The sequence below is a fragment of the Ensifer sp. PDNC004 genome, from assembly GCF_016919405.1.
GTDB lineage: Bacteria > Pseudomonadota > Alphaproteobacteria > Rhizobiales > Rhizobiaceae > Ensifer.
The window spans coordinates 1,481,727-1,507,688 of record NZ_CP070352.1 but is presented as its reverse complement, the minus strand read 5'-3'; the positions used below and the strand labels follow the sequence as shown (position 1 = coordinate 1,507,688).

Annotated in this window: 22 protein-coding genes; 7 read left to right on the top strand and 15 right to left on the bottom strand. The window is 63.3% G+C overall.

Annotated features, from left to right (window positions below; translation table 11 throughout):
• From JVX98_RS06625 to JVX98_RS06600, 6 genes are all read right to left on the bottom strand, one after another.
• Positions 1–1,188: a glycine C-acetyltransferase gene (locus JVX98_RS06625; protein WP_205236233.1), complete on the bottom strand. Its 1,188-nt coding sequence runs from the start codon at positions 1,186–1,188 to the stop codon at positions 1–3.
• Positions 1,185–2,300 carry an NAD/NADP-dependent octopine/nopaline dehydrogenase family protein gene (locus tag JVX98_RS06620; RefSeq protein WP_205236232.1) on the bottom strand — a complete coding sequence of 372 codons (1,116 nt, stop codon included), beginning with the start codon at positions 2,298–2,300 and terminating at the stop codon, positions 1,185–1,187. The genes JVX98_RS06625 and JVX98_RS06620 overlap by 4 nt, the downstream gene beginning before the upstream one ends.
• Positions 2,301–2,368: 68 nt before the next feature.
• Positions 2,369–3,451 (bottom strand): ABC transporter ATP-binding protein, encoded by a 1,083-nt coding sequence (locus tag JVX98_RS06615; protein WP_043612758.1) that lies wholly within the window; start codon positions 3,449–3,451, stop codon positions 2,369–2,371.
• Positions 3,451–4,245: an ABC transporter permease gene (locus JVX98_RS06610; RefSeq protein ID WP_127889868.1), complete on the bottom strand. Its 795-nt coding sequence runs from the start codon at positions 4,243–4,245 to the stop codon at positions 3,451–3,453. Before JVX98_RS06610 ends, JVX98_RS06615 begins: the two co-directional genes overlap by 1 nt.
• Entirely contained in the window at positions 4,245–5,231 is a 987-nt protein-coding gene (locus tag JVX98_RS06605) for an ABC transporter permease (RefSeq protein WP_205236231.1), read from the bottom strand. The genes JVX98_RS06610 and JVX98_RS06605 overlap by 1 nt, the downstream gene beginning before the upstream one ends.
• A 114-nt stretch (positions 5,232–5,345) precedes the next feature.
• Positions 5,346–6,383 (bottom strand): extracellular solute-binding protein, encoded by a 1,038-nt coding sequence (locus tag JVX98_RS06600; RefSeq protein WP_246764814.1) that lies wholly within the window; start codon positions 6,381–6,383, stop codon positions 5,346–5,348.
• A 368-nt stretch (positions 6,384–6,751) separates the two neighbouring features.
• On the opposite strand from JVX98_RS06600, the gene JVX98_RS06595 reads away from it, so the two are divergent.
• Both JVX98_RS06595 and JVX98_RS06590 read left to right on the top strand, forming a co-directional pair.
• Positions 6,752–7,666 (top strand): LysR substrate-binding domain-containing protein, encoded by a 915-nt coding sequence (locus tag JVX98_RS06595; protein ID WP_192450430.1) that lies wholly within the window; start codon positions 6,752–6,754, stop codon positions 7,664–7,666.
• A gap of 87 nt (positions 7,667–7,753) precedes the next feature.
• Positions 7,754–8,296: a GNAT family N-acetyltransferase gene (locus JVX98_RS06590; RefSeq protein ID WP_205236229.1), complete on the top strand. Its 543-nt coding sequence runs from the start codon at positions 7,754–7,756 to the stop codon at positions 8,294–8,296.
• On the opposite strand, the gene pobA is transcribed toward JVX98_RS06590, so the two are convergent.
• Positions 8,290–9,462 carry a 4-hydroxybenzoate 3-monooxygenase gene (gene pobA / locus JVX98_RS06585; RefSeq protein WP_192450426.1) on the bottom strand — a complete coding sequence of 391 codons (1,173 nt, stop codon included), beginning with the start codon at positions 9,460–9,462 and terminating at the stop codon, positions 8,290–8,292. The two genes, JVX98_RS06590 and pobA, sit on opposite strands and share 7 nt — an antisense overlap.
• A gap of 128 nt (positions 9,463–9,590) precedes the next feature.
• Between pobA and JVX98_RS06580 the strand changes: the two genes are divergently transcribed.
• The gene (locus JVX98_RS06580; protein WP_205236228.1) at positions 9,591–10,490 is read left to right on the top strand and encodes a helix-turn-helix domain-containing protein; all 900 of its coding nucleotides are present in this window, start codon (positions 9,591–9,593) and stop codon (positions 10,488–10,490) included.
• A gap of 12 nt (positions 10,491–10,502) precedes the next feature.
• Here the strand turns inward: JVX98_RS06580 and vapC are convergent, their stop codons facing one another.
• Both vapC and vapB read right to left on the bottom strand, forming a co-directional pair.
• A complete protein-coding gene (gene vapC, locus JVX98_RS06575) occupies positions 10,503–10,910 on the bottom strand; it encodes a tRNA(fMet)-specific endonuclease VapC (RefSeq protein WP_205236227.1) in 408 nt (135 codons plus the stop codon).
• Complete coding sequence (gene vapB / locus JVX98_RS06570; RefSeq protein ID WP_205236226.1) at positions 10,910–11,143, bottom strand: type II toxin-antitoxin system VapB family antitoxin; 234 nt, start codon at positions 11,141–11,143, stop codon at positions 10,910–10,912. Before vapB ends, vapC begins: the two co-directional genes overlap by 1 nt.
• Before the next feature lie 248 nt (positions 11,144–11,391).
• On the opposite strand from vapB, the gene JVX98_RS06565 reads away from it, so the two are divergent.
• A complete protein-coding gene (locus JVX98_RS06565) occupies positions 11,392–12,840 on the top strand; it encodes an NCS1 family nucleobase:cation symporter-1 (RefSeq protein WP_205236225.1) in 1,449 nt (482 codons plus the stop codon).
• 48 nt (positions 12,841–12,888) lie between these two features.
• On the opposite strand, the gene JVX98_RS06560 is transcribed toward JVX98_RS06565, so the two are convergent.
• Positions 12,889–13,830, bottom strand: a complete 942-nt coding sequence (locus tag JVX98_RS06560) for a sterol desaturase family protein (RefSeq protein WP_192450416.1) — start codon at positions 13,828–13,830, stop codon at positions 12,889–12,891.
• A complete protein-coding gene (locus JVX98_RS06555) occupies positions 13,830–14,138 on the bottom strand; it encodes a hypothetical protein (protein ID WP_205236224.1) in 309 nt (102 codons plus the stop codon). The genes JVX98_RS06560 and JVX98_RS06555 overlap by 1 nt, the downstream gene beginning before the upstream one ends.
• A gap of 166 nt (positions 14,139–14,304) precedes the next feature.
• On the opposite strand from JVX98_RS06555, the gene JVX98_RS06550 reads away from it, so the two are divergent.
• A complete protein-coding gene (locus JVX98_RS06550; protein WP_205236223.1) occupies positions 14,305–15,774 on the top strand; it encodes an amidase in 1,470 nt (489 codons plus the stop codon).
• Positions 15,759–16,424: a TetR/AcrR family transcriptional regulator gene (locus tag JVX98_RS06545; RefSeq protein WP_205236222.1), complete on the top strand. Its 666-nt coding sequence runs from the start codon at positions 15,759–15,761 to the stop codon at positions 16,422–16,424. The genes JVX98_RS06550 and JVX98_RS06545 overlap by 16 nt, the downstream gene beginning before the upstream one ends.
• Here the strand turns inward: JVX98_RS06545 and JVX98_RS06540 are convergent.
• The 4 genes from JVX98_RS06540 to JVX98_RS06525 all read right to left on the bottom strand — a co-directional run bounded on the left by JVX98_RS06540 (position 16,409) and on the right by JVX98_RS06525 (position 24,913).
• Positions 16,409–17,071, bottom strand: coding sequence for a sulfite oxidase-like oxidoreductase (locus JVX98_RS06540; protein WP_205236221.1), 663 nt, complete (start codon positions 17,069–17,071; stop codon positions 16,409–16,411). The genes JVX98_RS06545 and JVX98_RS06540 overlap by 16 nt on opposite strands.
• A gap of 314 nt (positions 17,072–17,385) precedes the next feature.
• Entirely contained in the window at positions 17,386–22,368 is a 4,983-nt protein-coding gene (locus tag JVX98_RS06535) for an autotransporter domain-containing protein (RefSeq protein WP_205236220.1), read from the bottom strand.
• A 256-nt stretch (positions 22,369–22,624) separates the two neighbouring features.
• A complete protein-coding gene (locus tag JVX98_RS06530; RefSeq protein ID WP_205236219.1) occupies positions 22,625–23,521 on the bottom strand; it encodes a GAF domain-containing DNA-binding protein in 897 nt (298 codons plus the stop codon).
• A gap of 636 nt (positions 23,522–24,157) precedes the next feature.
• Positions 24,158–24,913 (bottom strand): IclR family transcriptional regulator, encoded by a 756-nt coding sequence (locus tag JVX98_RS06525; protein WP_205236218.1) that lies wholly within the window; start codon positions 24,911–24,913, stop codon positions 24,158–24,160.
• A gap of 177 nt (positions 24,914–25,090) precedes the next feature.
• Between JVX98_RS06525 and JVX98_RS06520 the strand changes: the two genes are divergently transcribed.
• Positions 25,091–25,951, top strand: a complete 861-nt coding sequence (locus JVX98_RS06520) for a CoA transferase subunit A (RefSeq protein ID WP_205236217.1) — start codon at positions 25,091–25,093, stop codon at positions 25,949–25,951.
• Positions 25,952–25,962 lie beyond the last annotated feature (11 nt).

Sequence of the window (25,962 nt, the reverse complement as noted above, 5' to 3'; positions counted from 1 at the left end):
TCAGATCACACCGAGGTCGCGGCCGACCTCTTCGAAGGCGGCGATCGCCCGGCGGACGTCCGCTTCACTATGCGCTGCCGACATCTGCGTGCGGATGCGCGCCTGGCCCTTCGGCACCACCGGGAAGGAGAAGCCGATGACATAGACGCCCTTCTTCAGCATGCGTGCCGCCATCTCCTGAGCAAGGGCTGCATCACCGAGCATGACCGGGATGATCGGGTGGCCTTCGCCGGCCAGCGTGAAGCCGAGCTTCGACATCTCCGAGCGGAAGAGGTTCGCATTGGCGTAAAGCCTTTCGCGAAGCGCATCGCCGTTCTCGATCAGATCGAACACTTTGAGCGAGGCCGCGGCAATCACCGGCGCCAGCGTGTTGGAGAACAGATAGGGACGCGAGCGCTGGCGCAGCCAGTCGACCACTTCGGTCTTGGCCGAGGTGTAACCACCGGAGGCACCGCCAAGCGCCTTGCCGAGCGTGCCGGTGATGATGTCGATCCGGCCCTCGACGCCACAATGTTCGGCCGAGCCGCGACCATGTCTGCCGACGAAGCCGACCGCATGGCTGTCGTCGACCATGACCATGGCGCCGTACTTGTCGGCGAGATCGCAGACCCCTTTGAGATTGGCGATGATGCCATCCATCGAGAACACACCGTCGGTGGCGATCAGCTTGAAGCGGCTGCCCTCGGCCTTCTTCAGCTCCTCTTCCAGCGCTGCCATGTCGTTGTTGGCATAACGGAAGCGCTTGGCCTTCGACAGCCGCACGCCGTCGATGATCGAGGCGTGGTTGAGCGCGTCGGAGATGATCGCATCCTCTTCGCCCAAGAGCGTTTCGAACAGGCCGCCATTGGCGTCGAAACACGACGAATAGAGGATCGTGTCTTCCATGCCGAGGAACGACGAGATCCGGGCCTCGAGTGCTTTATGCTCCTCCTGCGTACCGCAGATGAAGCGCACCGAGGCCATGCCGTAGCCGTAGCGGTCGAGCGCCTGTTTGCCGGCCTCCGCCAGCTCCTCGTTGTCAGCCAGGCCGAGATAGTTGTTGGCGCAGAAGTTGAGCACCCGCTCGCCCGAGGCGACCGCAATCTCGCCCGCCTGCTTCGAGGTGATCACACGCTCCGACTTGTACAACCCGGCCGTCCTCAGGCCCTCGAGTTCTGATCGGAGATGGGACAGGAAGCGGTCGCTCATTCAGGCACGCCCCTCTCGGCTCGATCGACAGCGGCAACGGGCGGAAAGCCGGTGCGGCAGAGCGCATCGAGACCTTCGAGATCCAGTTGCTCGAGACCCAGTTCCGGAAGGAGGTCGTTCTCGCCTTCGAAGTCCCGGCCGTACATGGCCGAAAAGATGCGGATTCCCGCCTCGTGCAGGTCTGCCGGGCATCCGGCGAGACGCGCGAGCTGCGCCGTGACCACCAGACCGAAGGGGACATCTTCCGTCACGTAACGGCTATCGGCCGTCGCAGGGCCCGTACCGTTGTTTCCGGCCTGGTACATTTCCTGGTTCATCTGCGAGATGGTGCTGACCGGCACATGGAACGACAGGTGGAAATGCTGGAAGATGTCACGCACCTTCAGCTGCAACCTCTCGGCGACGGCCAGCCGCTCACGGTCGAGCGTCTCCAATAGGCGACCGATGTTGGGGGTGACGTTCTGGGCCTGCACCCAGCTTTCGCCACGCTCCATGCGCGACATGTTGCCGAGCGCGATGCCGAGGTGGTTTTGCGGGTTGAGGTTCGAAAGCGCGATGGCCAGCAGGCTGCCGCGATCGACGAAATGTTCGCCGAAAAGCGCCGTGCAGACCGCGTGACCGCGCGCACTCTCCGATGCTGGAAGCGTCGCCAGATCGACCTGCTTGCGGATGGTGTTGACATGCGCCAGCGCCGGGCCGAGCTTCCGGCCGCTGACGATCGTCGTGCCCCAGGCAACGATCGGCAAGGTAATGCCGCGTGCGGCCAGCAGCGACGAGAGATAGAGCGCTCCGAACGAAGTGTGCGAGCTGAAGATCACCACCTGGCCGGCGGTCAGATGCGGCGCGATAGCGTCCAGCACGAAACGGTGGCCATAGGCCGGCAGCGCGATGAGGATCGCATCGGTATCGTGGACGAGATCTTCCGCACTCTTGGCAACGGCCGGAAGGAAGGTACCTTCGATGGCGCCCTCGGCCCTGAGGCGTTCTCCCTCGGCAAGTGCCACAGTGCCGGTGCCGGACGGCGACCAGAGCGTTGCCTTGTGTCCCAGTTTTTCAAGAAGTGCAGCGGTGCCAAAGGCAATAGAGCCAGCACCTGCGATACCTACGCGCATGTCGTTTTCCACTTTCATTGATATCGGGTAGCGGGCGCAGCCGGGCGCCCGCCGTCGAGATGTTGCGGCTAAGCCGCGTTGCGGGCGGGGATGAGCGTGGTCGCTTCGGACGACCAGCCGACCCAGATGTCGTCGCGGCTGAGGCCTTCCACCTCGCTTGGATGAACGAGCGCGTTGAGCAGATGCCCCTCGCCGATCTCGACCTTGAGCGATGTGTGGTTGCCCTTGAAAACCCGCTGGCGGATGCGCCCCCGGATCCGGTTGGCGACGCCCGGTTCCTGCGCCGAACATTGGATCGCTTCCGGCCGCAGGACGACATAGATCGCATCGCCTGCCTTGGGAGACAGCGCGCCGGCCGACGCCTTGATCGTCATGCCGTTCCACCGCACCGCCGCTTCGCCGGCTTCGGTGCCGACGACATCCGACTGCAACAGATTGGTTTCGCCGAGGAAGGTCGCCACGAAGGCGGAACCGGGCCGCTTGTAGAGGCTCGCCGGATCGCCCATCTGCTCGATCCGGCCATTGTTCATGACCACGATCGTATCCGACATGGTGAGCGCCTCTTCCTGGTCGTGGGTCACGAACATGAAGGTCTTGCCCGTCTGTTCCTGGATCGCCTTGAGCTCGATCTGCATGGTCTGGCGAAGCTTGGCGTCAAGCGCCGAGAGCGGCTCGTCCAGAAGCAGAACATCGGGATCCGGCGCCAAGGCGCGCATGAGCGCAACACGCTGACGTTGGCCGCCCGACAGCTCGGACGGGAGGCGGCCGGCAAAATCCTGCAGTTGCACGAGTTCCAGGAGTTCGGAGACACGCCTCTGGATCTGTTTCTGGTCGACGCCCTTCAGCTCCAGGCCGAAGGCGATGTTCTTTGCGACCGACATGTGCGGGAACAGCGCGTAATCCTGGAACACGATGTTGACGTTGCGCCGGTTCGGCGGAACCATTGTCACGTCGCGGCCGGAGAGCAGAATGCGGCCCTCCGTCGGCGTTTCGAACCCGCCGAGCATGCGCAGCGTCGTCGACTTGCCGCAGCCGGAGGGGCCGAGCAGGGTGACGAACTTGCCGCGTTCGATGTTGAGGTTGAGATTATCGACGGCGACAAAACTGCCGAAGCTCTTGCGGACATTTTCGAACTGAACAACCGGTTGCATCAGCGGATCCTCGAACGACGTGTGAGATATTCTGCGTAGAGCCCGACCACGGCGGTCACGACCAGGACGAGCGTCGCCATGACGTTGATTTCCGGAGACATGCCGGACTGCACGCGGGCGAAGATCAGCATCGGCAGCGTCGGGCGATACCCGCCGAGGAAGAAGGTGCGGACGAAGTCATCGCTCGACAGCAGCAGGCAGAAGATCATGCCGCCGAAGATGGCCGGTCCGAGGTAGGGGAGCGTGACGCGGAAGAAGGTGACGATGCTGTCGGCACCGAGATCGCGGGCGGCATCGACGAGATTGCCTGGCATCGAGCGCAGCCGCGTCAGCACCATGACCACCACGAAGGGCACCGCGTGGACGACGTGGCCGAGGATGATGGCGACCGTGCCGGTCGGCAGGTCGATGGTGGTGATGAAGATGCGCAGCGAAATCGCCGAGATCATGCCCGGCACGACGGCCGGGAGGCAGGCGACGGCAAAGGCCACGTATTGAGCGGCGCCCCGCAGCGACCCGATCAGCATCGCGATCCAGACGCCGATGACCGTCGCGATGGCGGTCGTCGCCGCGGCGATCATGATCGTGTAGAGGCAAGCGTCCAGGAACTGCTTGTCCTTGATAACCTTGGCATACCAGTCGATCGTCAGGTTACCGAGCGGGAACGAAATGAAGCTCGCATCCTTGAAGCTGACCGCCACCATCAGCGACAGCGGCAGAAACAGGTACAGGACAAACAGCCAGTAGAAGGACTTCAGAGCCAGTCCCGGCCAATCGTGAAACATGGCGCGCATCAGAATGTCCTTTGCTTCGAGCCGCCGACGACCCGCATGAACAGACCTACGGTGACGAGGGATGCGGCAAGCATGATCATCGCGAAGGCGGCACCGGCCGGCCAACGGCTGCTGGCGCCGTGGAAGAAGCTGCTGATCGTCTCGGAGAACATGCTGGTGGTCGGCCCGCCGAGAAGAATGGGAGCGGCGAACACACCCATGCAGGTGAGGAAGACCAGCGAGCATCCCGACACGATGCCATCGCGCGAAAGCGGCAGGATGATGCGGCGGAAGCGCGTGAACGGCCCCGCGCCGAGATCCGCCGAGGCGTCGAGTAGCGACTTCGGGATCTTCTCGATCGCCGAATAGAGCGGCAGCAGCATGTAGAGACAGACCATGTAGACCAGGCCGAAGCTGATCGAAAACGAGGTGTAGAGCATCTGGATCGGACGCTCGGTCAGGCCGATCTCCCGCAGCAGCACGTTGACGGCACCGCGATTGGCGAGAAGCATGATGACCGAGAAGATGCGGATGATTTCGCCTGCCCAGAACGGCGCCAAGAGCAGGAGCAGCGCGCGCGACCTGTTGCCGGTCGCAACCACCTTCGCCACGTAGTAGGCGACCGGATAGACCACGACCAAGGTGACGGCCGTTGCGATGGAGGCATAGATGAAGCTGCGCAGCAGCGGCATCCAGTAGAGCTTTTCACTGAAGAAGAGCGCGTAGTTGTCGAATGTGAATTCGGCCTCCACGCCCGGCTGCGGCGGATAGCTGGAGAGCAGGCTGATGCGCAGCATTTCGTAGATGGGGCCGATGTGCATCATCAGCATCCAGGCGACCGGCACGCCGGCCAAAAGCAGGATGCGCCCATATCGCCACTCGGCAACCGCGCCCAGAGTGTAGCGATAGAGCGGTGAGTTGATCACCCTCGCGACACCGGTCGAGTATTTCATGTGCGCAGCGCGGACGGGGATACCGCCACCTGCCGCATGTGTTCCCACGGCCATTGTTTTAATCCCAAAGCTTGTCCGCGACCCGACGGGTGTTGGCAGGACATGCGTCACCGTTCCGACCCCGCCGCCACGGCGAGGTCGGTCAGTCAGTCGTCACGATACGATTGCTTAAGCCGCCTTCAGTTCCGCGACGGCCCGATCGATGATCTCGTTCTTCATCGAGCGATTGAGCGAGCTGAAGAAGGTGACGCGCTCGAGCTCTTCCTGCGGCAGCGTCGATGCCAGCCGCTCCCTGTCGTCGAGCAGCTTGTCGACGCCAGAGATCGTCGAGCTGAAGCCGGAGGTGCGGGTCATCGCCGCGCCGACCTCGGGATTGGCGAGGATCGCGTCGAACAGCTTGTAGGCGTTCTCGGCATTGGGCGCGTTGTTGACGATGTTCAGCGTGTAGCAGAACCCGTAGGTGCCTTCCTTCGGAACGGAGAGCTTGACCGGCACGCCGTCCATGATCAGCTTGGCGGCAGGACCCGACCAGGCCTGCGCCAGGTGGATGTCCTCGTTGATGAACATCTGCTGCACTTCGCTGGCCGCATCGTAATACTTGCGAACCATATGCTTGTGCTTGATCAGGTGGTCGCGCGCTTCGCTGGCGGCCTTCTGGGCCGCCTCGACCTTGTCGGTGTAAGTGACGAAGTCCCCGTCATGGCCGAGATACTTCATGGTGATCGACATGAAATCGCCGGCCATGTAAGCGGTCAGGCCTTCGTACTTCTCGTCGAACATGATGCCCCAGCTGTCGGCTTCCGGCACGTAGTCAGTGTTGCGCACGAGGCCTTCGTAGCCGGCAAGGATCGGCAATCCCCAGAGGTTGCCCTCATAGCGCGCCCAGGCGGCATCCTGATAGGCAGGATTGAGGTTCGACCAGTTGCGCAGCTTTGCCGTATCCAGCGCCTGCACCAGTTTCGAGCCGATGAACTGCCCGTAGCGGTGGCCCGCGACCGTGACGATATCGGTCGTCGGGTTTGCGCCCTCCGCCGTCAAGAGGTTGTACTGCTTGCCCTGGTCGTCGGTCAGGCGGATGCGAACCTCGATGCCGCTATCCTTCTGGAACTGCTCGATGAAGTCCTGCGGCAGGAACTTGTCGTAAGTTGTGATGTTGAGAACCGAGCTCTGCGCATGCGCCGACCGGATGTAAGGCGCGGCGAGCATCGTAGCGCCCCCTGCCCCCAACAGCTTGAGCGCGCTCCTGCGATTGATTTTCTGCCCGATAATCATTGTTCCTCCTCTCGCCTCCCAGCGTGACCTGATGGCGTCAGTGCGCCGCATAAGCGCTATCCTGATCCCGTCGCCAATCGCGCAACCGGATCGATCCGACTGCAGCCTGCCTAGAGATAAGCGCAGCAAATTTGACCCGTCTAATTGTTTTTGAGTCTGCGTCCATTCCAAAAGGTTATAGGCTAGGATTTGCGCTGGGATGGGGAATGGCGATATTTTGCAGGGGCCCCGGGCAGACGCATTGTCAACCTGCGCGCGCAAAGCTAGGCTGGAGCCAATTCGGACCTGCATGAAGTTATGAAATGAAGCGCGCACCGAACCTACGACAAATCGAGGCTCTCAAGGCCGTCATCGAATGCGGCACGGTCAGCCGTGCCGCGGAAGTCCTGCACATCTCGCAACCCGCTGTGAGCAAACTGCTGGCGCATCTGGAAGAAGATACGGAGCTTGAACTCTTCGAGCGCATCAAGGGGCGGCTCATTCCTTCGGAGCATGGGATGCGGCTCTACAAGGAGATCGATCGCGTCTTCGCCGGCATCAAGCAGATCGAGCGCGCCGTCGACCTGATCCGGCGCGAGGAACTGGGGCAGATCTCGGTCGGCGTGATGCCGGCGCTCTCAGGCCTCTTCATTAGCCACACCAACAAGCGTTTCCTCGCCGGTCACGGCGACGCCTATATCTCGGTGGTGATCCGCAGCTCGCAGTTCATCGTCGAATGGCTGCTGTCCAAGCAGGTCGATATCGGCCTGATCAATCGCAACACGGACAACCCTTACATCGAGTGCGTGCCGCTGCGCGGTGGGGATCTCGTCTGCATCGCGCCGCGCGATCATCGCTTTGCCGCGAAACAGGAGATCGTGCCCAGCGACATCCACGGCGAACCCTATATCGGCTTTGCCGCCGACAACCGCATCCGGCAGAAGATCGAAAGTACGCTCGATACCTATGGCACGCGCCTGAACTACATCATGGACGCGACGCTGGCGCCGGCGGTGTGTGAAATGGTCGCCAACGGGCTCGGGATCGCCATCGTCGACCCGGTCTTCGCCTTTGGCCAACGCGACCGGCTGACGATCAGGCCGTTCCTCCCCAGCATCCCATCGGATCTCAGCCTCTGCTGGTTGCGCGACACGCGGAACCGGCACCTGGTCGACGCCTATGTCGAGGCGACCCGCGCGACGGTCCACGACATGCGACAAGCAATGGAGACGGTCTGAGGTCGCGTGTGGCGGCCCGCGGGATTTCGCGGCTTTACAAGCCTCGATCAGAAACCGAGATTGCGGGTCCGACAGAACTGGTGATCCATGCCGACCACTCCCCTCCGTGTTGACGCATTTTCCGAAGCGCATGTTCCCGAGATGCTCGACTGGTTTTCGAGCCTGGAGGCGCTGGTCCAATGGGGCGGCCCCGGCCTCTCCTTTCCGCTGGAAGCAGCGCAGTTCGAGGCGATGCTCGCCGGGACCGAAGGCGCCGAAGCCGAGCGCCTGATGTTTGCAGGGATCGTCGACGGCAAGCTCGCCGGCCATGCGCAGGTGGCGCTCGACTGGGCAAACGGCGTCGGCCGCCTCGCCCGAATTGCCATCAATCCGCGCATGCGCGGACAGGGCCTCGCCCGGCCATTCCTCAGCGAAGTGACCCGCCGCTTTTTCGCCGACCCTGCCTTCGAGCGGCTGGAACTCAACGTCTACACCTTCAACGAGGCGGCGATCCGCACCTACCGCAGCCTCGGCTTTCAGGAAGAAGGCGTTCGGCGCTCCTCCGCCAGGGTCGGCGATGCCAGGTGGGACACGGCAATCTACGGCCTGCTCAGAGGGGAATGGGTCGAGCGCGCCGCCGCCGCTCAGTAGGGCAAGCCGACATAGTTCTCCGCCAGCGCTGTCTCGGCCGCCACCGAATGGGTCAGGTAGTCGAGTTCGGCTTCCTGGATGCGCTGGTCGAAATCGCCGGTATCCGGAAAGCGATGCAGCATCGTCGTCATCCACCACGAGAAGCGCACGGCCTTCCAAACACGCGCCAGCGCCCGTGCCGAGTAGGCGTCGACGCCGGCGTTCGAGCGATCCTGGTAGTGTTCGAGCAGCCCCTCGAAGAGATAGTGCACGTCGCTGGCGGCCAGGTTCAGGCCCTTCGCACCCGTCGGCGGCACGATATGGGCGGCGTCCCCAACCAGGAACAATCGGCCGAAACGCATCGGCTCGGCAACGAAGGAGCGCAGCGGCGCGATCGATTTTTCGAAGGACGGTCCGGTCACCATTGCTTCGGCATGGTGTTGCGGCAAGCGCCGGCGCAGTTCGTCCCAGAAGCGTTCGTCGGACCAGTCCTCGATCTTCTCGCTCACCGCGCACTGAATGTAGTAGCGACTGCGCGTCGTCGAACGCATCGAGCAGAGCGCGAAGCCGCGCGGATGGTTGGCATAGATCAGTTCGTGATCGACCGGCGGCACGTCGGCGAGGATACCGAGCCAACCAAAAGGATAGACCTTCTCGAAGGTCTTGAGCGCCTTTTGCGGCACGGCCTTGCGGCTGACGCCGTGAAAGCCGTCGCAACCGGCGATGAAGTCGCAATCGATGCGCTGCGTGGCGCCATCCTTCTCGAAGGTCACATAGGGCTGGTGGCCATCGAAGTCATGCGGTTCGACATTGGCCGCCTCGTAGATCGTGACGGCCCCTGAATGCCCGCGATGCTCCATCAGGTCGCGCGTCAGTTCCGTCTGGCCATAGACCATGACGCGTTTGCCGCCGGTCAGATGCTTGAGATCGATACGGTGGTCGCGACCGTCGAAGGCGAGCGAGAAGCCGTCATGCGGCAGCCCTTCCTTGTGCATACGTGCGCCGGCCCTGGCGCGATCCATCAGACCGACCGTGCCTTCCTCCAGCACGCCGGCGCGCACGCGACCGAGGATGTAGTCCTTGCTGACACGATCGACAATGACGTTGTCGATGCCGGCCTCCGTCAGCAGTTGGCCGAGCAACAGACCTGACGGGCCCGACCCGATGATGACGACCTTGGTGCGCATGCTCTCCTCCGGAATTGCCCTTTGTCAGAATTGTCTTTTGGCAAAATCTGCGCCGGGCCGGCTTCGCTCTCAATGGACAAATCCGCCATGAAATTGCACAAATCGAACATGGCTTCAGGATGTGCGGCATGAAGAAGACGGTTCCGACCTATGAGCTCTACGGCGAAAAGTCCGGAGAACGGCCGGATTTCTGGCTGCATTGCGAGACGATCCCGTCACGAAGCAGCCTCTACCACTGGGAGATCGGGCTACACCGGCACGAGAGTTTCTTTCAAATCTTGTACATTGCCGGCGGCTCCGGCGATGCCGTCTTCGGCAACGCGGTCAACATGATCAAACCGCCTGTCGTCATCACCGTTCCGCCGGCGCTCAGCCACGGCTTCCGCTTCTCGCGCGACATCGACGGTTTCGTCTTCACCATCCTCGCTTCACATTTGAAGACGACGCCCGGCGAGCGCAGCCGCCTTGGCGCCTGGCTCGCCGCCCCGCATCTGATCCGGCTCGGCGGTGGCGAGGATGCGGCCTACATCGCCACAACGCTCACCCGCCTCGCCAGGGAATGGGAAAGCAACCGCAGCAACCGCGCCGATCTTCTCGACGCCTATCTGACCGCTGCCCTGACGCTGACGGCACGTCTCGACGAGACGAGCGACGAGACGAGCGACGAGCGGGATGACAGCAGCGAGAGTGAAAACGAACGGCGGGTCCAGCGCTTCCAGGCGCTTTTGCAGCAACACTATCGCACCCATTGGCCGGCCGCCGCCTACGCCCGCGAACTCGGCCTGTCTCTCACTCATCTCAACCGGATCACGCGCGCCATCGCCGGGCTCAGCGCGCACGAAATGATTTCGCGAAAGCTCGTCGGAGAGGCGAGACGCGAACTCGTCTTCACCCGCGCCAGCGTGCAGGAAATCAGCTTCCGCCTCGGCTTTGCCGATCCGGCATATTTCTCCCGTTTCTTCCTACGCCAGACGGGCATGACGCCGCGCGCCTGGCGACTTGCCGAGCGGGACAGGCTCGGCGCGTAGAGACGGGGAGCGTCAGGGTGCTGCGGTCCAATCCTCGACGCGCAAGCCGGGCACGCGATCGAACTCCTGGCGGTTGTTGGTCACCAGGATCAAACCTTGAGAGCGTGCATGACCAGCGATCAACTGATCGTAAGGCCCTATCGGCGTGCCACTGCGGGCGAGTTCGGCGCGCAACTGTCCGGTATGGCTGGCTGCCGCCTGATCGTAGTTGAGAACCTCAAGACGCGCGGCAAACCCCTCTATGACCCATAGGTTGCGCTCGGGCATTGCGGATCTTTCCGCGCCGTAGATCAACTCCATCAAACTGATCGAGCTGATGCACAATTGTCCGTGATGCCTGTTGAACGCCTCGCGAACCTGCTGCGGCCGGTTCTTGACCGTGTAGATGCAGATATTGGTGTCGAGCATGTATTTCAACATCAGAGTGGCTCGCGTTCCTGGGCCTCCGGCTGCTCTCTCTCCACCATGAAATCGGCTGTTATGGGCTCGCCATCGAACCAGCTGTCCCAGGCTTCGCCAGCGGGCGTAATGATCCGCGTTCGCCCGACGACGACAATATCGACACGTTTGACATCCTCCGGAAGCGCCACGGCCTTCGGCAGCCGGATCGCCTGACTGCGGTTGCTGAGAAAAACTGCGCCCTGTTCAGACATTGCCGCCTCCGGGATATACCTTGCGTATATCCAAGATGGTTTCAGTGGCAGGATATGTCAATGGGATACACGCGATCTCTCGCGGCTGTCTCCTGTTGGTCGCTTTGATCGAAGGGAGCTTGGCTTTATTCGACCACGACCGGCTTCCCGCCTCTCGGCAATCCAAAAAGACTTTTGCAACGACTCAAAACGGGAGCAGAATCAAGGCTTGGGTCCGAGGGGGACCCGGCGGAAATACGGAGGAAGACATGGCAGTACGCGATCCGTCGCCCTCGTTGTACAACGAGGATCTGGCACCGGCCGAAGAGCGCCGGTGGGGCGCTTTCAGCATCTTCAATGTTTGGACATCCGACGTGCATAGCCTGTGGGGCTATTACCTCGCGGCAAGCCTGTTCCTGCTCTGCGGCAGCTTCATAAACTTCGTCATCGCCATTGGCATCGGATCGCTGGTGATCTTCTTCCTGATGAGCCTCGTCGGCAACGCGGGCGTGCGAACCGGCGTGCCCTTCCCCGTTCTCGCCCGCGCCTCCTTCGGCACCTTCGGTGCCAACGTACCGGCACTCGTTCGCGCCGTGGTCGCCTGCTTCTGGTATGGCGCACAGACGGCTGCCGCGTCCGGCGCCATCGTCGCGCTTCTCATTCGCAACGAAAGCATGCTGGCATTTCACCAGAACAGCCACATGCTCGGTCATTCGACGCTTGAGGTCATCTGCTACGTCGTCGTCTGGTCGCTGCAATTGCTCATCATCCAGCGAGGCATGGAAACCGTGCGCAAGTTCCAGGATTGGGCCGGCCCGGCGGTCTGGATCATGATGCTGATCCTTGCCGTCTACCTGATCGTCAAATCAGGCACCTTCTCCTTCGGCTCGGAAATCCCGCGCGACGTGCTCATCGAGAAAACCAAAGACGCGGGCGTTCCGTGGGAACCGGGCACTTTCCCCGCACTTGCGGCGGTTTCTGCCACCTGGATCACCTATTTCGCAGCGCTCTATTTGAACTTCTGCGACTTCTCGCGCTATGCGACCGACGTGAAGACCCTGCGCAAGGGCAATCTCTGGGGCCTGCCGATCAACCTGCTCGCCTTCTGCCTGGTTGCCGGCGTGACGACGACCGCTGCATTTGCCGTCTACGGCGAAGTGCTGCTGCATCCGGACCAGATCTCGGCGAAATTCGACAGCTGGTTCCTGGCGCTGCTTGCCGCACTCACCTTTGCCGTTGCCACCCTCGGCATCAACGTCGTCGCGAACTTCGTGTCGCCGGCCTTCGACTTCGCCAACGTCTTCCCGCGACAGATCAATTTCAAGCGCGGCGGCTACATCGCGGCCCTCATCGCCCTCATCCTCTACCCCTTCGCCCCTTGGGAAACGGGGGCTGCGCATTTCGTCAACTTCATTGGTTCGACCATGGGGCCGATCTTCGGGGTGATGATGGTGGATTATTATTTGATCCGCCGCGGCCAGCTGAATGTCGAAGCGCTCTATCACGAGGACGGCGAGTTCCGCTTCCAGGGCGGCTGGCACGGCAGCGCGTTTATCGCCTTTGCCATCGGCGCACTGTTCTCCTCGATCCTGCCGACGTTCACCAACATCCTGCCGGCCTGGTGGGTGATTTACGGCTGGTTCTTCGGGGTCGCCATCGGCGGGGCGATCTACTACGTCTTGAGGATCGGCGCCCGCAAGCCGGCCTTCGCGGCCTAGCTGTTGCGCAAGCATGCCCGGTTGAAGACCGGGCATGCTTGCGCATTTTCATGAGCGTCGCTTCGGGAGGCCGAGGATTTCGCGCACGCCGTTCTTGGTGAAGGGTTGCGCCAGTTGCGCCAGGAAGCCTCGAGCGATCTGACCCTTGATGCCGATGTCGGTCGAGGACGGACGGTCCGGATTGTAGTAGGTGCCGAACAAAAGGTCCCAGACCACGACGTTCTCGCCGTAGTTCATGTTGCCCTCTCGGAGGTCCTTCGAATGGTGCCAGCGGTGCAGCCGCGGCGTGCTGAAGAGATAGTCGAAGGGACCTGTGCGCATGTCGACGTTGCAATGGGTGAGAATGCCCATGAAGGCCGTGACCGCGCCGAGCCACCAGAAAACGTGCAGGGGAGCGCCGAGGCAATAAAGCGGGATCTGGCTCATGGCGATCTTGAACAGCGAATCGGCCACGTGGAAGCGGCCGGTATTGATGACCCAGAGGCGAACGACGCTGTGATGCAGCGCGTGGAACCGCCAGAAGAACAGCTTTTCGTGGGCGATCCGATGCGACCAATAGAGGCCGAATTCGGCGACGACCACCGCAAGCGCCACCTGAAGCACCATAGGCCAATCCGATGGCCAGAGACCAAACTTGAGCGCTGCGAGCGGCTGCAGGATGTTGGCGGCGTACATGGGAAAGACGGCGGCGATCAGGCCAGCCGCCTGCAGCAGGCCCTTCGTCGCCAGCGTGTGGCCGATGTCGTTCACCGTTTCGCCGTCCGACTGAAGCCAGCCCCGCTCGTAGGGAATGTAGCGCTCGAGAAGAAAGAGGATGAAGACGGCGCCCGCATAGACCGCCACAAATCCGACCATCGGCTTTGCGCTCGCGAACGCGTAGTGCGCGCCGAGCAGTCCGCCGAAAAACACCAGCGGCCAGGACAGATACCCAAGCACTAATCTGAAAACCTGTCCAAGCTTCGACACGGTGTCTCTGCGCTCTGCCTTCATCAACGACGCTCCATCCATTCAAGCAGTTCCCGGCATGTGCGCGGCCGGCCGTCGCTGACGCGCCCGTCGCTACATGCGTCCAGGCGATGGTCCTCTTCGGACCAGCCGCCTCTTCCATGCCGGTACATGCGCCTGATCTCGGCGCAGGTTCGCGGCGTTCCATCACTTAGCCGACCATCACGACAGGGATCGTACAAAGGCTGCACGGTCCGATACGGATTGTCCGCAATCCACATTCCCTTTTCTTCGGCATGACTTGGGCTCGCGCTGAAGAGGATCATCCACATCGGTAAAATGGCCAGGCGCATCGACAACGTCCTTTGTTGAAACGTTGCACGAGCTTTGCGGGGGGTGGGTTGCACCAGCATTGCAGGAGACGGGAAGATGCAATCAGTCGCTGGAGGATGCAACCGCCCATTGACGATGAAAAGAGAATTTATCATTCTCTTTTCATCGTCAATGGAATCTGGACAGATGCGCGCTCCCAATCCCGAACTCTCACAACTGGAATCGGACGACTTTTCCGCGCTGGACGCGACCGAACAGGCCCGTCTCGTCTCGGCGGGTGAAGCCTCACCGCTCGAACTCGTCGAAGCCGCCATCCGGCGCATCGAAAGGCGCGAGCCGCACGTCAACGCGCTTGCATCCACGGATTTCGACCACGCGCGCAAGTGCGCCCGCGCTTTTCGGCCGCAAGCGAACATGTCGTTTGCAGGCGTGCCGACCCTGCTCAAGGACCTGCTTGCCTATCCCGGGCACGCGGCCGGCTTCGGCTCGCGCCTCTTCAAGGGACAGCCCGCCCAAGGCGGTTCGGATTACACGGACGCTCTCGATAAGGCCGGTCTGATCGTTCTTGGCAAGACGACCACATCGGAGTTCGGCCTGCTCGGCACCACCGAGACCCTCGCCCATGGCGCCACGCGCAATCCGTGGAATTTCGCTCTTTCGACCGGCGGCTCGTCGGGCGGCGCGGTGGCGGCCGTTGCCTCGGGCATGGTACCGATCGCCCACGCGTCCGACGGGGGCGGCTCGATCCGTGGCCCCTCCTCCTTCTGCGGGCTCTTCGGTTTCAAGCCGAGCCGCGACCGCACGGTGAATGCCGGCCTGCCGCCGGCGATGCCGACGGCGCGGCTGATCAGCGATCACTGCGTCAGCCGCTCCGTGCGCGACAGCGCCGCGTGGTTGGCGGCAACCGAACGGCTGGACCTGACCCAACCATTGCCTGGGATCGACGACATGCGCCGTGGCCCGCAGAAACGACTGCGCATCGGCGTCTATCGCCACGATGTCTTCGGGCGCGGCGTGTCCGAAGTGGTCGAGGACGCGCTCAACGCGACGATCACGCTATGTACGGCCTTGGGGCACGAGGTCCTCGAATGCGTGGGCCCTGACATCAACGCGCAGGAAACCAGCCGCGCCTTCTTCAACCTGACCGGAATTGTTCTTTCCGGCCTGTTCGACCAGATCGCAGCCGCCATGGGTGGCGCCTTCGATGAGACCTTGTTCGAGCCCTACACGGTCGAGCTCGTGAGCCGGGCCCGGCGGCTGCCGGAGACGGCAATCACGGAGGCGATCGGCGCGACGATGAAGGCCGGGGCGAGCGCAAATCAGGCGATCTCCGGCTATCACGTGCTGCTTTCGCCCACGGTTCCCTTCACGGCCTTTCCGCTGGGGACGCAAGGCCCGACCGAGGATCCGGACCAACTCATCGCTTTTACCGAACGCCTCGCCGGTTTCACCAACGTGGCCTCCTTTGCCGGATGGCCCGCGATGTCGGTGCCGCTTTTCTGGTCGCCCGAGGGGCTGCCGGTCGGCTGCCATTTCGTGGCGGCAGCCGGCGAGGACGCGCTGCTCTTGTCGCTTGCCTTCCAGCTGGAAGAAGCGGCCCCTTGGCAACCAAGGCTGGTCGAGCTTGCAGGAAGGCTCGCATGCCTCAGCGTCTGAAGCAGGAAGTGCGTGAGCGGCTGCTTGCGGCTGCGGCTGCGGTGTTTGCCGAGCAAGGCTTCGAAAAGGCCCGACTCGCCGATGTGGCGGAACGGGCGGGCACCAGCTCGAGCAACATCTACAAATACGTCGCCGACAAGGAAGCGCTGTTTTACGAGATCGTAACACCGGCGCTTGCCGGGCAATTGTTGCGCCTGCTGCGCGCCCGCGTGCGGGAACTGCGGTCAGTTGGCATCTGGCTGGAGGCCGATGCTTCCGGATCCGAGCACGCCCGGGCACTGCTGTCCTTCTGGATCGAACAGCGGCTCGTGGTGCTAATCCTGCTTCGCGGCGCCGACGGCACGCGCTACGCCCATGTCCGCAAGCTGATGATCCGGGAGATGGTGCGGCTGGCTTCCGGCTATCTGACCGACAAGGGCGGCGAGCAAGCCCTGACGCCACTGATGGGCTTCATGCTCGAGCGAACCTTCACCCGAACCCTGGACACCATTGCCGATACGCTCAGTGAATACGGTGACGCTCCGTCCATCCAGTCGGCCATAGCGCTCTTCTGGCGCTACCACCTTGCGGGGCTGCAGTCGCTTCTGGACCCGGACGCGCCGGGCGGCGGTCGTCAGGCCTTCGCCCGCTCCGATCAATCGTCCGAGTAGCGCTCCTCGCGCCACGGGTCGCCACGCATGTGGTAGCCGTTGCGCTCCCAGAAGCCGGGCATGTCACCTTCGCGAAAGTCGATGCGCGTCAGCCACTTGGCGCTCTTCCACAAATAGAGATGCGGAACGACGAGCCGCATCGGTCCACCATGGGTACGGCCGATCGGCTGGCCCTCCCAGTCGGTCGCAAGGATCGCGTCTTCGGAGGCGAAGTCCGCAAGCGGCATGTTCGTGGTGTAGCCGTCATAGCTCGTCAGCATGACGTGGCTCGCCTCGGGTTTCGGCATCACCTGGTCAAGCAGATCGCGTGTGGCCACGCCCTGCCAGCGGTTGTCGTAGCGGGACCAGGTCGTCACGCAATGCATGTCGGAGAGCCGGTCGCTTTGCGGCAAGGCCTTGAACGCGGCCCAATCGAGCGACAATGGATGCTCGATGTGCCCGGTGATATCGAGCCGCCAGCTTTCCGTCCGGATCATCGGCTGCTGGCCGAGGTCGAGCACCGGCCAGTCCTTGACCAGATGTTGCCCAGGCGGAAGGCGCTCGTCCTCGGGGCGCACGATCCGCCCCGTCAGGAATTTGCCGGCGGCGGCCCAGCGCCGCTTCGTCGTCGTCAGCTTGGTTTCCGGCGGCTGCGTATCGTCAGTCATGATGGTCCACTCCCAGCCCGAATTCACACCCAGGCGAGATAGAAAGCGCGGTGTCGCGGAACGTCAAGCGCAAACGCACGGCGTCGTTGGCTCGGCCCCATGCGTGCCGCCCCTTTGTGTGTCCTTCAGCAGCGGCGGATAGCGCTCGGCCACCTCCGTCGTGGCGACGTGCGGAGCGGGCGAAGCTTGGACGCGTTGGCCTCCGGCATGCCACATCCATGCGCACGTCAAAACCAGCCTTGAAACGCCAAACGGCCGCCTGCCAAGGTCACCCATGACCCGGACAGGCGGGCGTTTGGCGCGACTGCGTTCAATCAGAACTTGACGCTCAGATTTGCCTTGACGCTCTGGTCGCTGACGCCGCCGCCGAATTGGCCTGTGTAGGTCAAGCCGAGGGTCGCCTCCGGCGCGACGGCGAAATCAAGGCCGGCTTCGATCACCGCAGAATTCTCGGCGATCGGGACACCGGCGATGGCAAACGTGCTCGCCGTCGAGAAGCCGTTCGACGACAGCGGCAAGGTGTCACCGAAGGCATGTCTCCAGCCGATGGTGCCGCGGGCCGTCGCCAGCACGCCGCCAAGGTCGAAGCTCGACGCTGCGCGCAGGCCAAGGGTCGTGAACGTCGTGTCCTGCGAAGCGTCCTTGCCGATGAGAGCGGCAGCGCCACCCCGCTCGACAAAGCCGTCGCGGTTGAGATGCACATAGGCCAGGTTGGCAAACGGCTCCAGATCGACCGACCCGGCCTGGAAGGCATAGGCGAACTCGCCAAAGACCTGGCCTGTCCCGGCGCTGTAGTCGGCAGAAAGGCTGTCCGTGAAGCCCGGGAACGAAACGGTGCGGCTTGTCTCGATATCGTGCCAGCTATAGGCGGCGCCGGTCCTCAGCGACGCATCGCCCCAACGTCCGCCAGCATAGATCCCGATATGATAGTTGTCGGAGGTTGCCGACGAGAACCGCGCGTCGATGTCCATCGAGGACCGCGAGTAACCGGCAAGCGCGCCGACGGTCCATTCGTCAACCTGCGTATCGGCACCGACGAAAAAGCCGCCGATGGAGCGATCCGCCTTGGCGGCATTGCCGTCACCGTCGATCCGTCCCCAGGAACCGAAGCCCTGGCTCCAGAGCGCAAGTTCACCGCTGTCGATCGCGCCGGTGATCTCGCTCGATTGCTTCGCCGCCACCGTGCCGAGCACGCTGCGCAGGCGATCGTTCGCGGCATCGCGCAGGAACCGGCTGTCCTCGATCAGGATCGACTGGAACGAGCTGTGCACTTCGCCCGAAAGCAGATCGAAGGCCCTGCGCGCCGCTTCTGGCGTTGCGGCAAAGGCGACCGCGTTGAAGATGGGATTGCCCATGCCGAGACGGTCGATCCCACCACTGGTGGCGATCTGGTTGCGAGTCTGGGCGACGCTGGCAAAGCTGAGATCGTTGCGGGTCAGCTGGAGCGACAGGTCGTTGCCGTCGCCGCCGCTGTAATCGACGGTCGGATCGAGGAACACCAAATTGTCGACGATCGACGCAAACGTGCCGGTGATCGCCCCGGAACTCGTCTTGTCGATCAGGATGAACGGGCCGTTGACCGGGTTCCAGCTCGCCGCCGTGTTGGGGGAGAGGAGGAGATCAAGGGTCGCGCCGGAGATATCGACGTTGCCCGATACGACCAGCTTGTCGGTGGCCGCGGGCGTGCCTTCGATCTGCAGCACGCCGTTGTTGGTGTAATTCCCGGCGATCGTCTGCGTTCCGATCGAATTGCCCGGAGCATGGACGCCGCCAGCCTGGACGGTCGTGTTGCCAAGCGTGCCAGTGCCGCCGAGACGCGCCCCGCGCTGGATGGTGGTCAAGCTGGAGTTCGCCAGAGAGCCGTTGACGATCAGGTCACCCGACGCAATGTTGGTCGCACCGGTGAAGGTATTGATACCCGTCAAGGTCAGCTTGCCCGTGCCCGCCTGGGTCAGCGTGCCGCTGCCCGAGACCGCACCGGCATAGGTCACGTCATTCGAACGATTGTAGATCAGCGCGCCGTCGTTGGTGATCGAACCAACGAATTTGCCGCTGCCGCCGATCCAGCCGGTCGTGCCGCCGTTGCCGAGTTGCAACGTGCTGCCGGTACCCACCGTCACCGCACCGGACGTGCTGTTGTTGGCCGTCAGCGTCAGCGTGCCCGTGCCGATCTGCGAGAACGAGCCAGGACCACTGATCGAGCCGGCATAGGTCGAATTGGCCGAACTGTTGAAGACGAGGGTGCCGTAGTTGGTGACGTTGGATGCGAGCGAACCGCCCGCACCGCCATCGCCGACCTGCAGCGTCGCGCCGGATGAGATGCCGGCGCCGCCAGTAAAGGTGTTGGCACCGCTCAGCACCTGCGTGCCGGCACCGACCGAGATGCCGCCTGCGCCGGTGATCGCGCCCGAGAACGTGCCCGTGGCGTTGTTGATGATGAGCGTCTTGCTGCCGAGCACCACCTGACCGCTGCCGGCAAGCGACTTGACCTGCGCCGAGGCCGCCGCCGAAACGTCGAAGGTGCCGTTGGCCGTCAGGCCGCTCGAAGCGTTGATCCGGCCCTGGCCCGAAAGCGCGAGCGTGCCGCCCGCGGCGATCGACGTCGCGCCGGTATAGGTGTTCATGCCCGTCAACGTCAGCGTGCCGTTGCCGACCTTGTTGAGCCCGGTTCCGGTTCCGCCATCCCGCAGCACCGAGCCGATCGTAGTGGCAACACCGTTGCCGACATTGATCGTCGCCGCCGTGCCGCTTGCAGGATTGAAGCTCAGCACGCCGCCATTGATGGTGTAGCCGCTACCGTCGTTCGTCGCGGAAAACTGCAGCGTGTCGAAGCTCTGCGTGCCGACGACATTGACGGTGCCGCCGGTGGCGCCAGCAAAAACGCCGACCGATCCGCCGAAGCTGCCGTTGATGTTGGCGCGCCCCGGTGCACCGGTCCAGTTGGTGCCACCCGATGTCCAGGTGCCGGTGCCGCCGTTGACGGTGCCGTTGCCCGTTGTGTCCGCGCCGTCCCAGAAGTGCATCGTCTGGCCGGCGCCGAGCACCGACAGATTGACTTGGCTAGCAATCCCCGTCTGGACCTGATGGCTGGCAACAGTGAAGCCAGGAGCCGTCGATGTCGCGGCCGTCGTCGCAAAGCTGCCCGACAGCGCGCCGTCATACTCGAACAGCCGGTAGTAGCCGGCCGACGCTACCTGGGCGTTCAGCGCGCCGCCGAGCGTCAGGTTGCCGCCGACCTTCACCAGATCGTTGCCGGCCGCACTGCCGACGAGGCCGGGCGTATTCAGCTCGAAGACCGATGAAGAGCCACCGCTGAGCGTCAGGTTGCCGCCAACCGTTATCGTACCCGGGCTGTTGCCGGCCGACAGCGTACCGTCGACGACGACGTTGCCGCCGATCCTGCCCGACCCGCCGAGTGTGCCGCCGGAGCCGACATTGACGTTGCCGCCAAGCTGGCCGTTGACATAGGTCGTGCCGGACGTCACCGACGTTGCACCGGAGAACAACGAGCTGTCGCCCGTCAGGGTCAGCCTGCCCGTGCCGGCCTGCGAGAGCGTACCCGAGCCGGTGATCTTGCCGGTGTAGCTGACATTGTTCGACCGGTTGTAGATCAGCGCCCCGTTGTTGGTGATCGAGCCGACAAAATTGTTGGTGCCGCCGATCCAGCCGGTCGTGCCGCCGTTGCCGAGCTGCAACGTGCTGCCCGAACCGATCGTAACCGGCGCGCGCGTACTGTTGTTGTACGTCAGTGTCAGCGTGCCGCTGCCGATCTGCGAGAATGTGCCGTTGCCGGTGATCTCGCCGCCATAGGTCACATTGTCGGACCGGTTGAAGATCAGCGCGCCGCCATTATTGATGTTCGAGACGAGCGAGCCACCCGTGCCGCCGTCGCCGATCTGCAGCGTCGCGCCGACATTGGTACCCGCGCTGCCCGTAAAGGTGTTGGCGCCGGTCAAAACCTGCGTGCCAGCCATGACGTTGATGCCGCCGGTGCCCGTTGCGATCCCCGAGAATGTGCCGGTGGCGTTGTGGATGGTCAGATATTGAGTTCCGAGCACCACCTGCCCGCTGCCGGCCAGCGACTTCACCTGTGCGGAGGCTGCCGCGGAAACGTCGAAGATGCCGTCGGCCGTCAAGCCGCTGGAGGCGTTGATACGGCCCTGGCCGGACAGCACCAGCGTGCCGCCAGCCGCGATGCTCGTCGCACCGGTGTAGGTGTTCATGCCCGTCAGCGTCAGCGTGCCGCTGCCGGACTTGATCAGCGAGCCGTTGCCGGTGATCACGTTGTTGATGCGGCTGGCGCCGGTCTGATCGAGCGTCAGACTTCCGGAGTTGTTGATCGCGATGTTGCCGGAGAGGCTTGGGGTCGCCGTGGAAAATCGAAGCGTGTTTGCGCCACCGTCGAGCGTCAGCGCATTTGCGGTCCCGCCGTTTCCGCCGATGATCGCGCCTGATGCGCCCAGGGTCACGTCCAGGTTTCGACCGAAAACGCCGGCACCGTGGGCGCCGCCGGTTCCACCGGTTCCGGCAACACCACCCGTCACGCTACCGTTGACGATCACAGTGCCACCATCCAAGGCGCTGATGCCGTGACCGCCATCGCCATTGAACTTTTCAAGCATATAACCGCCGGCGCCGGCGTTGCCGCCGTTGCCGCCCGTGACGTTTGTGTTCACCGTCAATGTGCCGCCGCTGACAAGTGCCGCGCCGTCGCCGCCGTCACCGCCACTGCCACCAATACCGATGGCCCCTGACGCTGCCCCGCCGGCACCGCCGTGTCCGCCCCGCCCGCCTGATATGGCCGGTCCCGTTATGCTATCCGTTCCACCGGCGGCAACAATACGGCCATATCCGCCGGCGCCGCCACCACCGCCGTCCCCGTTCGGAGACCCGCCGCCCTCGCCACCGCGGCCAGCGACATTGCCGACGCTGCCATGCGCACCGCCGCCGCCACCCGCGCCGCCGCCGAAATCGCCGCCATTGCCGATGCCGTTTCCACCCATTGCTCCGTTCGGGCTGCCGGCGGCACCACCGGCACCGCCCGTGCCGCCAACCCCGGCACCGACCTGGCTGCCCGCGCCACCGGCCGCACCCGGCCCGCCGCCACCGCCGCCATTTCCGGAAGCAGTCGCATCGCTGCCGGGCGTTCCCTGCAGATTTCCGTCGACACTGCCGCCTGCGCCGCCCGAACTGCCACCGGTGCCGCCCTTGCCTCCAGCATGCGCCAGCGGCGCGGCCGCGACCATACCGAGAGCAATACCGGAGGCTGTGAACAACCACAGAGCGGTGCTGCTCATCAGCGAACGCTGGCGGCCGGCTGCAGACCGACGCGACGGCGACCGCCGGTCGTTGCGCTCTTCGCTCTCATGCCCGCTTCCCAAGCCCTGATTCTGACAATTGATTTTTTTCAAAGGCTTGCCCTCCGCCCCGCACCCTAAAATTCTCCAGGGTGCTGGCTGACACGACAACTCTACAGCGACAACGCCTTATCGACGAAGCAACCTACGGGTTCGACGAAACGACAAACCGCGATATCAGCCACTGTGGAAAATCTCAGATGCCGAGACGACTGCGCAATTCCTGCCTGTAAGGGCGGGATACGGTCCAGGTTTCGCCTGCCCTGCGCAGACGCACGGCCCATGCCTGTTTCGTCGGACCGGAATGACGGTCGAGCTCGGTCACATGCGCCAGGTTGATCACCGCCGTCCGATGGATGCGCAGGAAGTTCGCCTTGGGCAGCAGGCCGATCCAGAATGAAAGCGGACGAAGATCCAGGACCGCGGCTTCGTCCTTCAGCCAGATCTGGGTGTAGTCCTTGGCGGAGCGAAGCCCGACGATCGCAGACAGCGGCACGCCGCGGGTGCGTCCCGGCATATGCAGGTGGACGACCGGGTCGGTCTCGGCGGACGGAATGGCACCCGCATCGTCCCGGCCGCCATCCGTCCGCGTGCGCCCATAGCGTGCGATCCCGATCAGCTTTGCACAGCGGACGAGCTGGTGGATTTCTTCGATCGGCCACCGACGCAACGCCCTCGTTGCATCGAAACCAATACAGCCACGCAACCTGCCCTTTTGAAAGACCGGGACGCAAAGAACGCTCTTGTCGTTCTGGCGAAGCATTTCCGCCTGAAGCGCCCGCGCCGGACGCGGTAGCCTTGCGACATCGTTGATCATGACTGCCTTGCCGGCCACCAGCCACTGATGCAGCCAGCCGATCATCGTCACCGGCGACTGCTGCAGGTCATCGACATGCGACGACACCCCGCCTCGCACCCATTCGTCGGTGTTGCGGAAACGCAGAAGATCGTCGCTGTATTCGAACATCCACGCCCGGTCGGCGCCGGCAAGCTTGCCGGTTTCCTCCAGGATCGCGGCGATCGCCGTTTTGGCCGGCGAACCGATGAGGTGGGTGGCAGCCAGATAGGCCCAGTCGTGCGTGGGTTGCCCCACGGCAGGGCAAGGCGGCTCGTTCGTCGCGATCAGTTCGTAGGGCGGTAGGCCTATCGAATGATCGGACGGGTGCAATTGCTCATTCATGACGCTCGATAGGTAAAGGCGAAAAGGAATCGCTCAGTAAAATTTCGGGTTTCCCGGCAATCGGGTCGTAACAGTGGCAGTAAAGCCAGACGTGACCGAGAGGCGGCCGTGGGCAAAATTCGACAAAATATCCGGTTCTCGCGGTGCGATGGCCCCCTCCATCGTCCAGTGTCGGCGTTCTTCGCCGTCGACATCCACCCGCGCGACCACTTGAATTTGGGGGGAAAACAAATGCAAGCCTAAACTGCATTGCCTCACGGAAACATTTTTGGGTCGGTTTCGCGCGTTCCAGCTTCCCAGACCGGTTCTTGCCGGTGAGACGAACACCGCCAAACCATCCACGGCATGAAGCGTAGGGGACCTGCCTGGCCGCGAGACATGTTGCCGGCCAAGGGCGCGCGCCGAGATCTCCGAGGTCCGTCGCTGGCCGCTTCGACCATCGGGGCCGGCGCGGCAAGGCGCACTAGGCCTTGCGGTGCTGGCACGGATCCTACCGCTTTCGTATCCACACCGCGCGTGCAAGACATCAAGCGCCGACGCTGGAAGCTGCTACCTTAGCACTACACGCAAGGCGGCCTGGGTCTCCTTCAACAGCGGAAGGTAGCGCTCCACCATCTCGGCCGCGGCCACGTGCGCTGCCGGTGCGCCGATGTTGAGTGCTGCAACGATCCGGCCACGATCGTTTTCGAGCGGCACCGCGATGGAACAAAGGCCGAGTTCCAGTTCCTGGTCGATCAGCGCATAGCCCTGGTCGCGCACGCGGCGGAATTCGGCAACGAGGTCTTCGGGATCCGTCTTCGTATAGGGCGTGTTCGCCTTGAGGTTCGAGCGCGAAAGGATCTCGCGCGCCTCGTTATCCGGAAGTGCTGCGAGCCACACCCTCCCCATGGACGCGCAATAGGCCGGCAGGCGCGAGCCCGTCGTCAGGTTGATCGACATCACGCGCTTCTGGGAGGCGCGGGCGATGTAGACGATCTCGGTCCCGTCCAGCACCGAGGCCGAGGCACTCTGGCCGGCGCGGTCGGAGAGCTGATCGAGATAGGGTTGGATGATCGTCGGCAGCGGGGTTGCCGAGAGATAGGCATGGCCGAGGCGCAGGATCTTCGGCGTCAATGCGAAGAACTTGCCGTCATAGTCGGCATAGCCAAGCTCGGAGAGTGTCAGAAGTGATCGCCTCACCGTCGCCCGGTCGAGCCCGGTGATCTTCGATGCCTCGGCGATCGACAGTTTCGGCCGCGTTTCATCGAAGGCCTCGATCACTGCCAGCCCGCGCGCAAAGCCGCTGACGAAGTCCGTTTCCCGCATCCCTGCCTCCCCAATCATGCCGTTCAATTTTGTGCGATATACGAACAAAAGTCAAATATCGCACAAAATATTTGACCGAGCCTTTCGATCGGCGCTTATTGCCATCCGGAAGAGGAAGGCGCCTGCCGCCTACCGGGCGACGAAGGCCAAGAGATCACTGAGATGAAGAGAGGAAACATGGCGAAGATCGTTTCGCTCGCCGAGGCCGTCGGCGACAATGTCAGGGATGGCGACACCATCGCCATGGAAGGCTTCACCCATCTGATCCCCTATGCCGCGGGCCATGAGGTGATCCGCCAGGGCCGCAAGGACCTTTATCTGGTGCGCATGACGCCCGACATTCTCTACGACCAGCTGATCGGCGTGGGTGCGGCGCGCGGCATGAAGTTCTCATGGGGCGGCAATCCGGGCGTCGGCTCGCTGCATCGCTTCCGCGACGCGGTCGAAAACCAGTGGCCGCGACCGCTCGAGATCGAGGAACATTCCCACGCCGCCATGGCCAACGCCTATGAGGCGGGCGCTGCCAACCTGCCGTTTGCGACGCTGCGCGGCTACATCGGCGCCGACCTGCCGAAGGTGAACCCCAACATCAAGTCAGTCACCTGCCCGTTCACCGGCGAGGTGCTGGCCGCCGTGCCGGCGATCCGCCCCGATGTCACGATCATCCATGCGCAACGGGCCGACAGGAAGGGCAATGTGCTGATCGAAGGCATCGTCGGCGTGCAGAAAGAGGCGGTTCTTGCCGCCAAGCGCTCGATCGCCACGGTCGAGGACATCGTCGACGAGCTCAACCCGCCGTCGCCCAATTCCCTCGTGCTGCCGAGCTGGGCTGTCACATCGGTTGCCCATGTTCCGGGCGGCGCCTTCCCGTCCTATGCGCACGGCTACTACCCGCGCTCCAACGCCTTCTATATCGGCTGGGACGAGATCGCCCGAGACCGCGACAGCTTCACCGCCTGGATCAAGGAAAACGTGCTCGGCGCTAGGCCGGAAGACTTCGCCAGGCACGCCGGCAACAAGCCGCCAAAAGCGGCTTGAGGGAGGATAGG

What these genes read in the sequence shown, in the direction of transcription:
- JVX98_RS06545 (WP_205236222.1), top strand. Translation starts at nt 15,759, where the DNA reads ATGCCTCAGCGTCTGAAGCAGGAAGTGCGTGAGCGGCTGCTTGCGGCT.
- JVX98_RS06550 (WP_205236223.1), top strand. Translation starts at nt 14,305, where the DNA reads ATGCGCGCTCCCAATCCCGAACTCTCACAACTGGAATCGGACGACTTT.
- JVX98_RS06555 (WP_205236224.1), bottom strand. Translation starts at nt 14,138, where the DNA reads ATGCGCCTGGCCATTTTACCGATGTGGATGATCCTCTTCAGCGCGAGC.
- pobA (WP_192450426.1), bottom strand. Translation starts at nt 9,462, where the DNA reads ATGCGCACCAAGGTCGTCATCATCGGGTCGGGCCCGTCAGGTCTGTTG.
- JVX98_RS06525 (WP_205236218.1), bottom strand. Translation starts at nt 24,913, where the DNA reads ATGCGGGAAACGGACTTCGTCAGCGGCTTTGCGCGCGGGCTGGCAGTG.
- vapC (WP_205236227.1), bottom strand. Translation starts at nt 10,910, where the DNA reads ATGTTGAAATACATGCTCGACACCAATATCTGCATCTACACGGTCAAG.
- JVX98_RS06605 (WP_205236231.1), bottom strand. Translation starts at nt 5,231, where the DNA reads ATGGCCGTGGGAACACATGCGGCAGGTGGCGGTATCCCCGTCCGCGCT.
- JVX98_RS06620 (WP_205236232.1), bottom strand. Translation starts at nt 2,300, where the DNA reads ATGCGCGTAGGTATCGCAGGTGCTGGCTCTATTGCCTTTGGCACCGCT.
- JVX98_RS06590 (WP_205236229.1), top strand. Translation starts at nt 7,754, where the DNA reads ATGCCGACCACTCCCCTCCGTGTTGACGCATTTTCCGAAGCGCATGTT.
- JVX98_RS06560 (WP_192450416.1), bottom strand. Translation starts at nt 13,830, where the DNA reads ATGAAGGCAGAGCGCAGAGACACCGTGTCGAAGCTTGGACAGGTTTTC.
- JVX98_RS06600 (WP_246764814.1), bottom strand. Translation starts at nt 6,383, where the DNA reads ATGCTCGCCGCGCCTTACATCCGGTCGGCGCATGCGCAGAGCTCGGTT.
- JVX98_RS06610 (WP_127889868.1), bottom strand. Translation starts at nt 4,245, where the DNA reads ATGCGCGCCATGTTTCACGATTGGCCGGGACTGGCTCTGAAGTCCTTC.
- JVX98_RS06580 (WP_205236228.1), top strand. Translation starts at nt 9,591, where the DNA reads ATGAAGAAGACGGTTCCGACCTATGAGCTCTACGGCGAAAAGTCCGGA.
- JVX98_RS06535 (WP_205236220.1), bottom strand. Translation starts at nt 22,368, where the DNA reads ATGAGCAGCACCGCTCTGTGGTTGTTCACAGCCTCCGGTATTGCTCTC.
- JVX98_RS06595 (WP_192450430.1), top strand. Translation starts at nt 6,752, where the DNA reads ATGAAGCGCGCACCGAACCTACGACAAATCGAGGCTCTCAAGGCCGTC.
- JVX98_RS06615 (WP_043612758.1), bottom strand. Translation starts at nt 3,451, where the DNA reads ATGCAACCGGTTGTTCAGTTCGAAAATGTCCGCAAGAGCTTCGGCAGT.
- JVX98_RS06520 (WP_205236217.1), top strand. Translation starts at nt 25,091, where the DNA reads ATGGCGAAGATCGTTTCGCTCGCCGAGGCCGTCGGCGACAATGTCAGG.
- JVX98_RS06565 (WP_205236225.1), top strand. Translation starts at nt 11,392, where the DNA reads ATGGCAGTACGCGATCCGTCGCCCTCGTTGTACAACGAGGATCTGGCA.
- vapB (WP_205236226.1), bottom strand. Translation starts at nt 11,143, where the DNA reads ATGTCTGAACAGGGCGCAGTTTTTCTCAGCAACCGCAGTCAGGCGATC.
- JVX98_RS06540 (WP_205236221.1), bottom strand. Translation starts at nt 17,071, where the DNA reads ATGACTGACGATACGCAGCCGCCGGAAACCAAGCTGACGACGACGAAG.
- JVX98_RS06625 (WP_205236233.1), bottom strand. Translation starts at nt 1,188, where the DNA reads ATGAGCGACCGCTTCCTGTCCCATCTCCGATCAGAACTCGAGGGCCTG.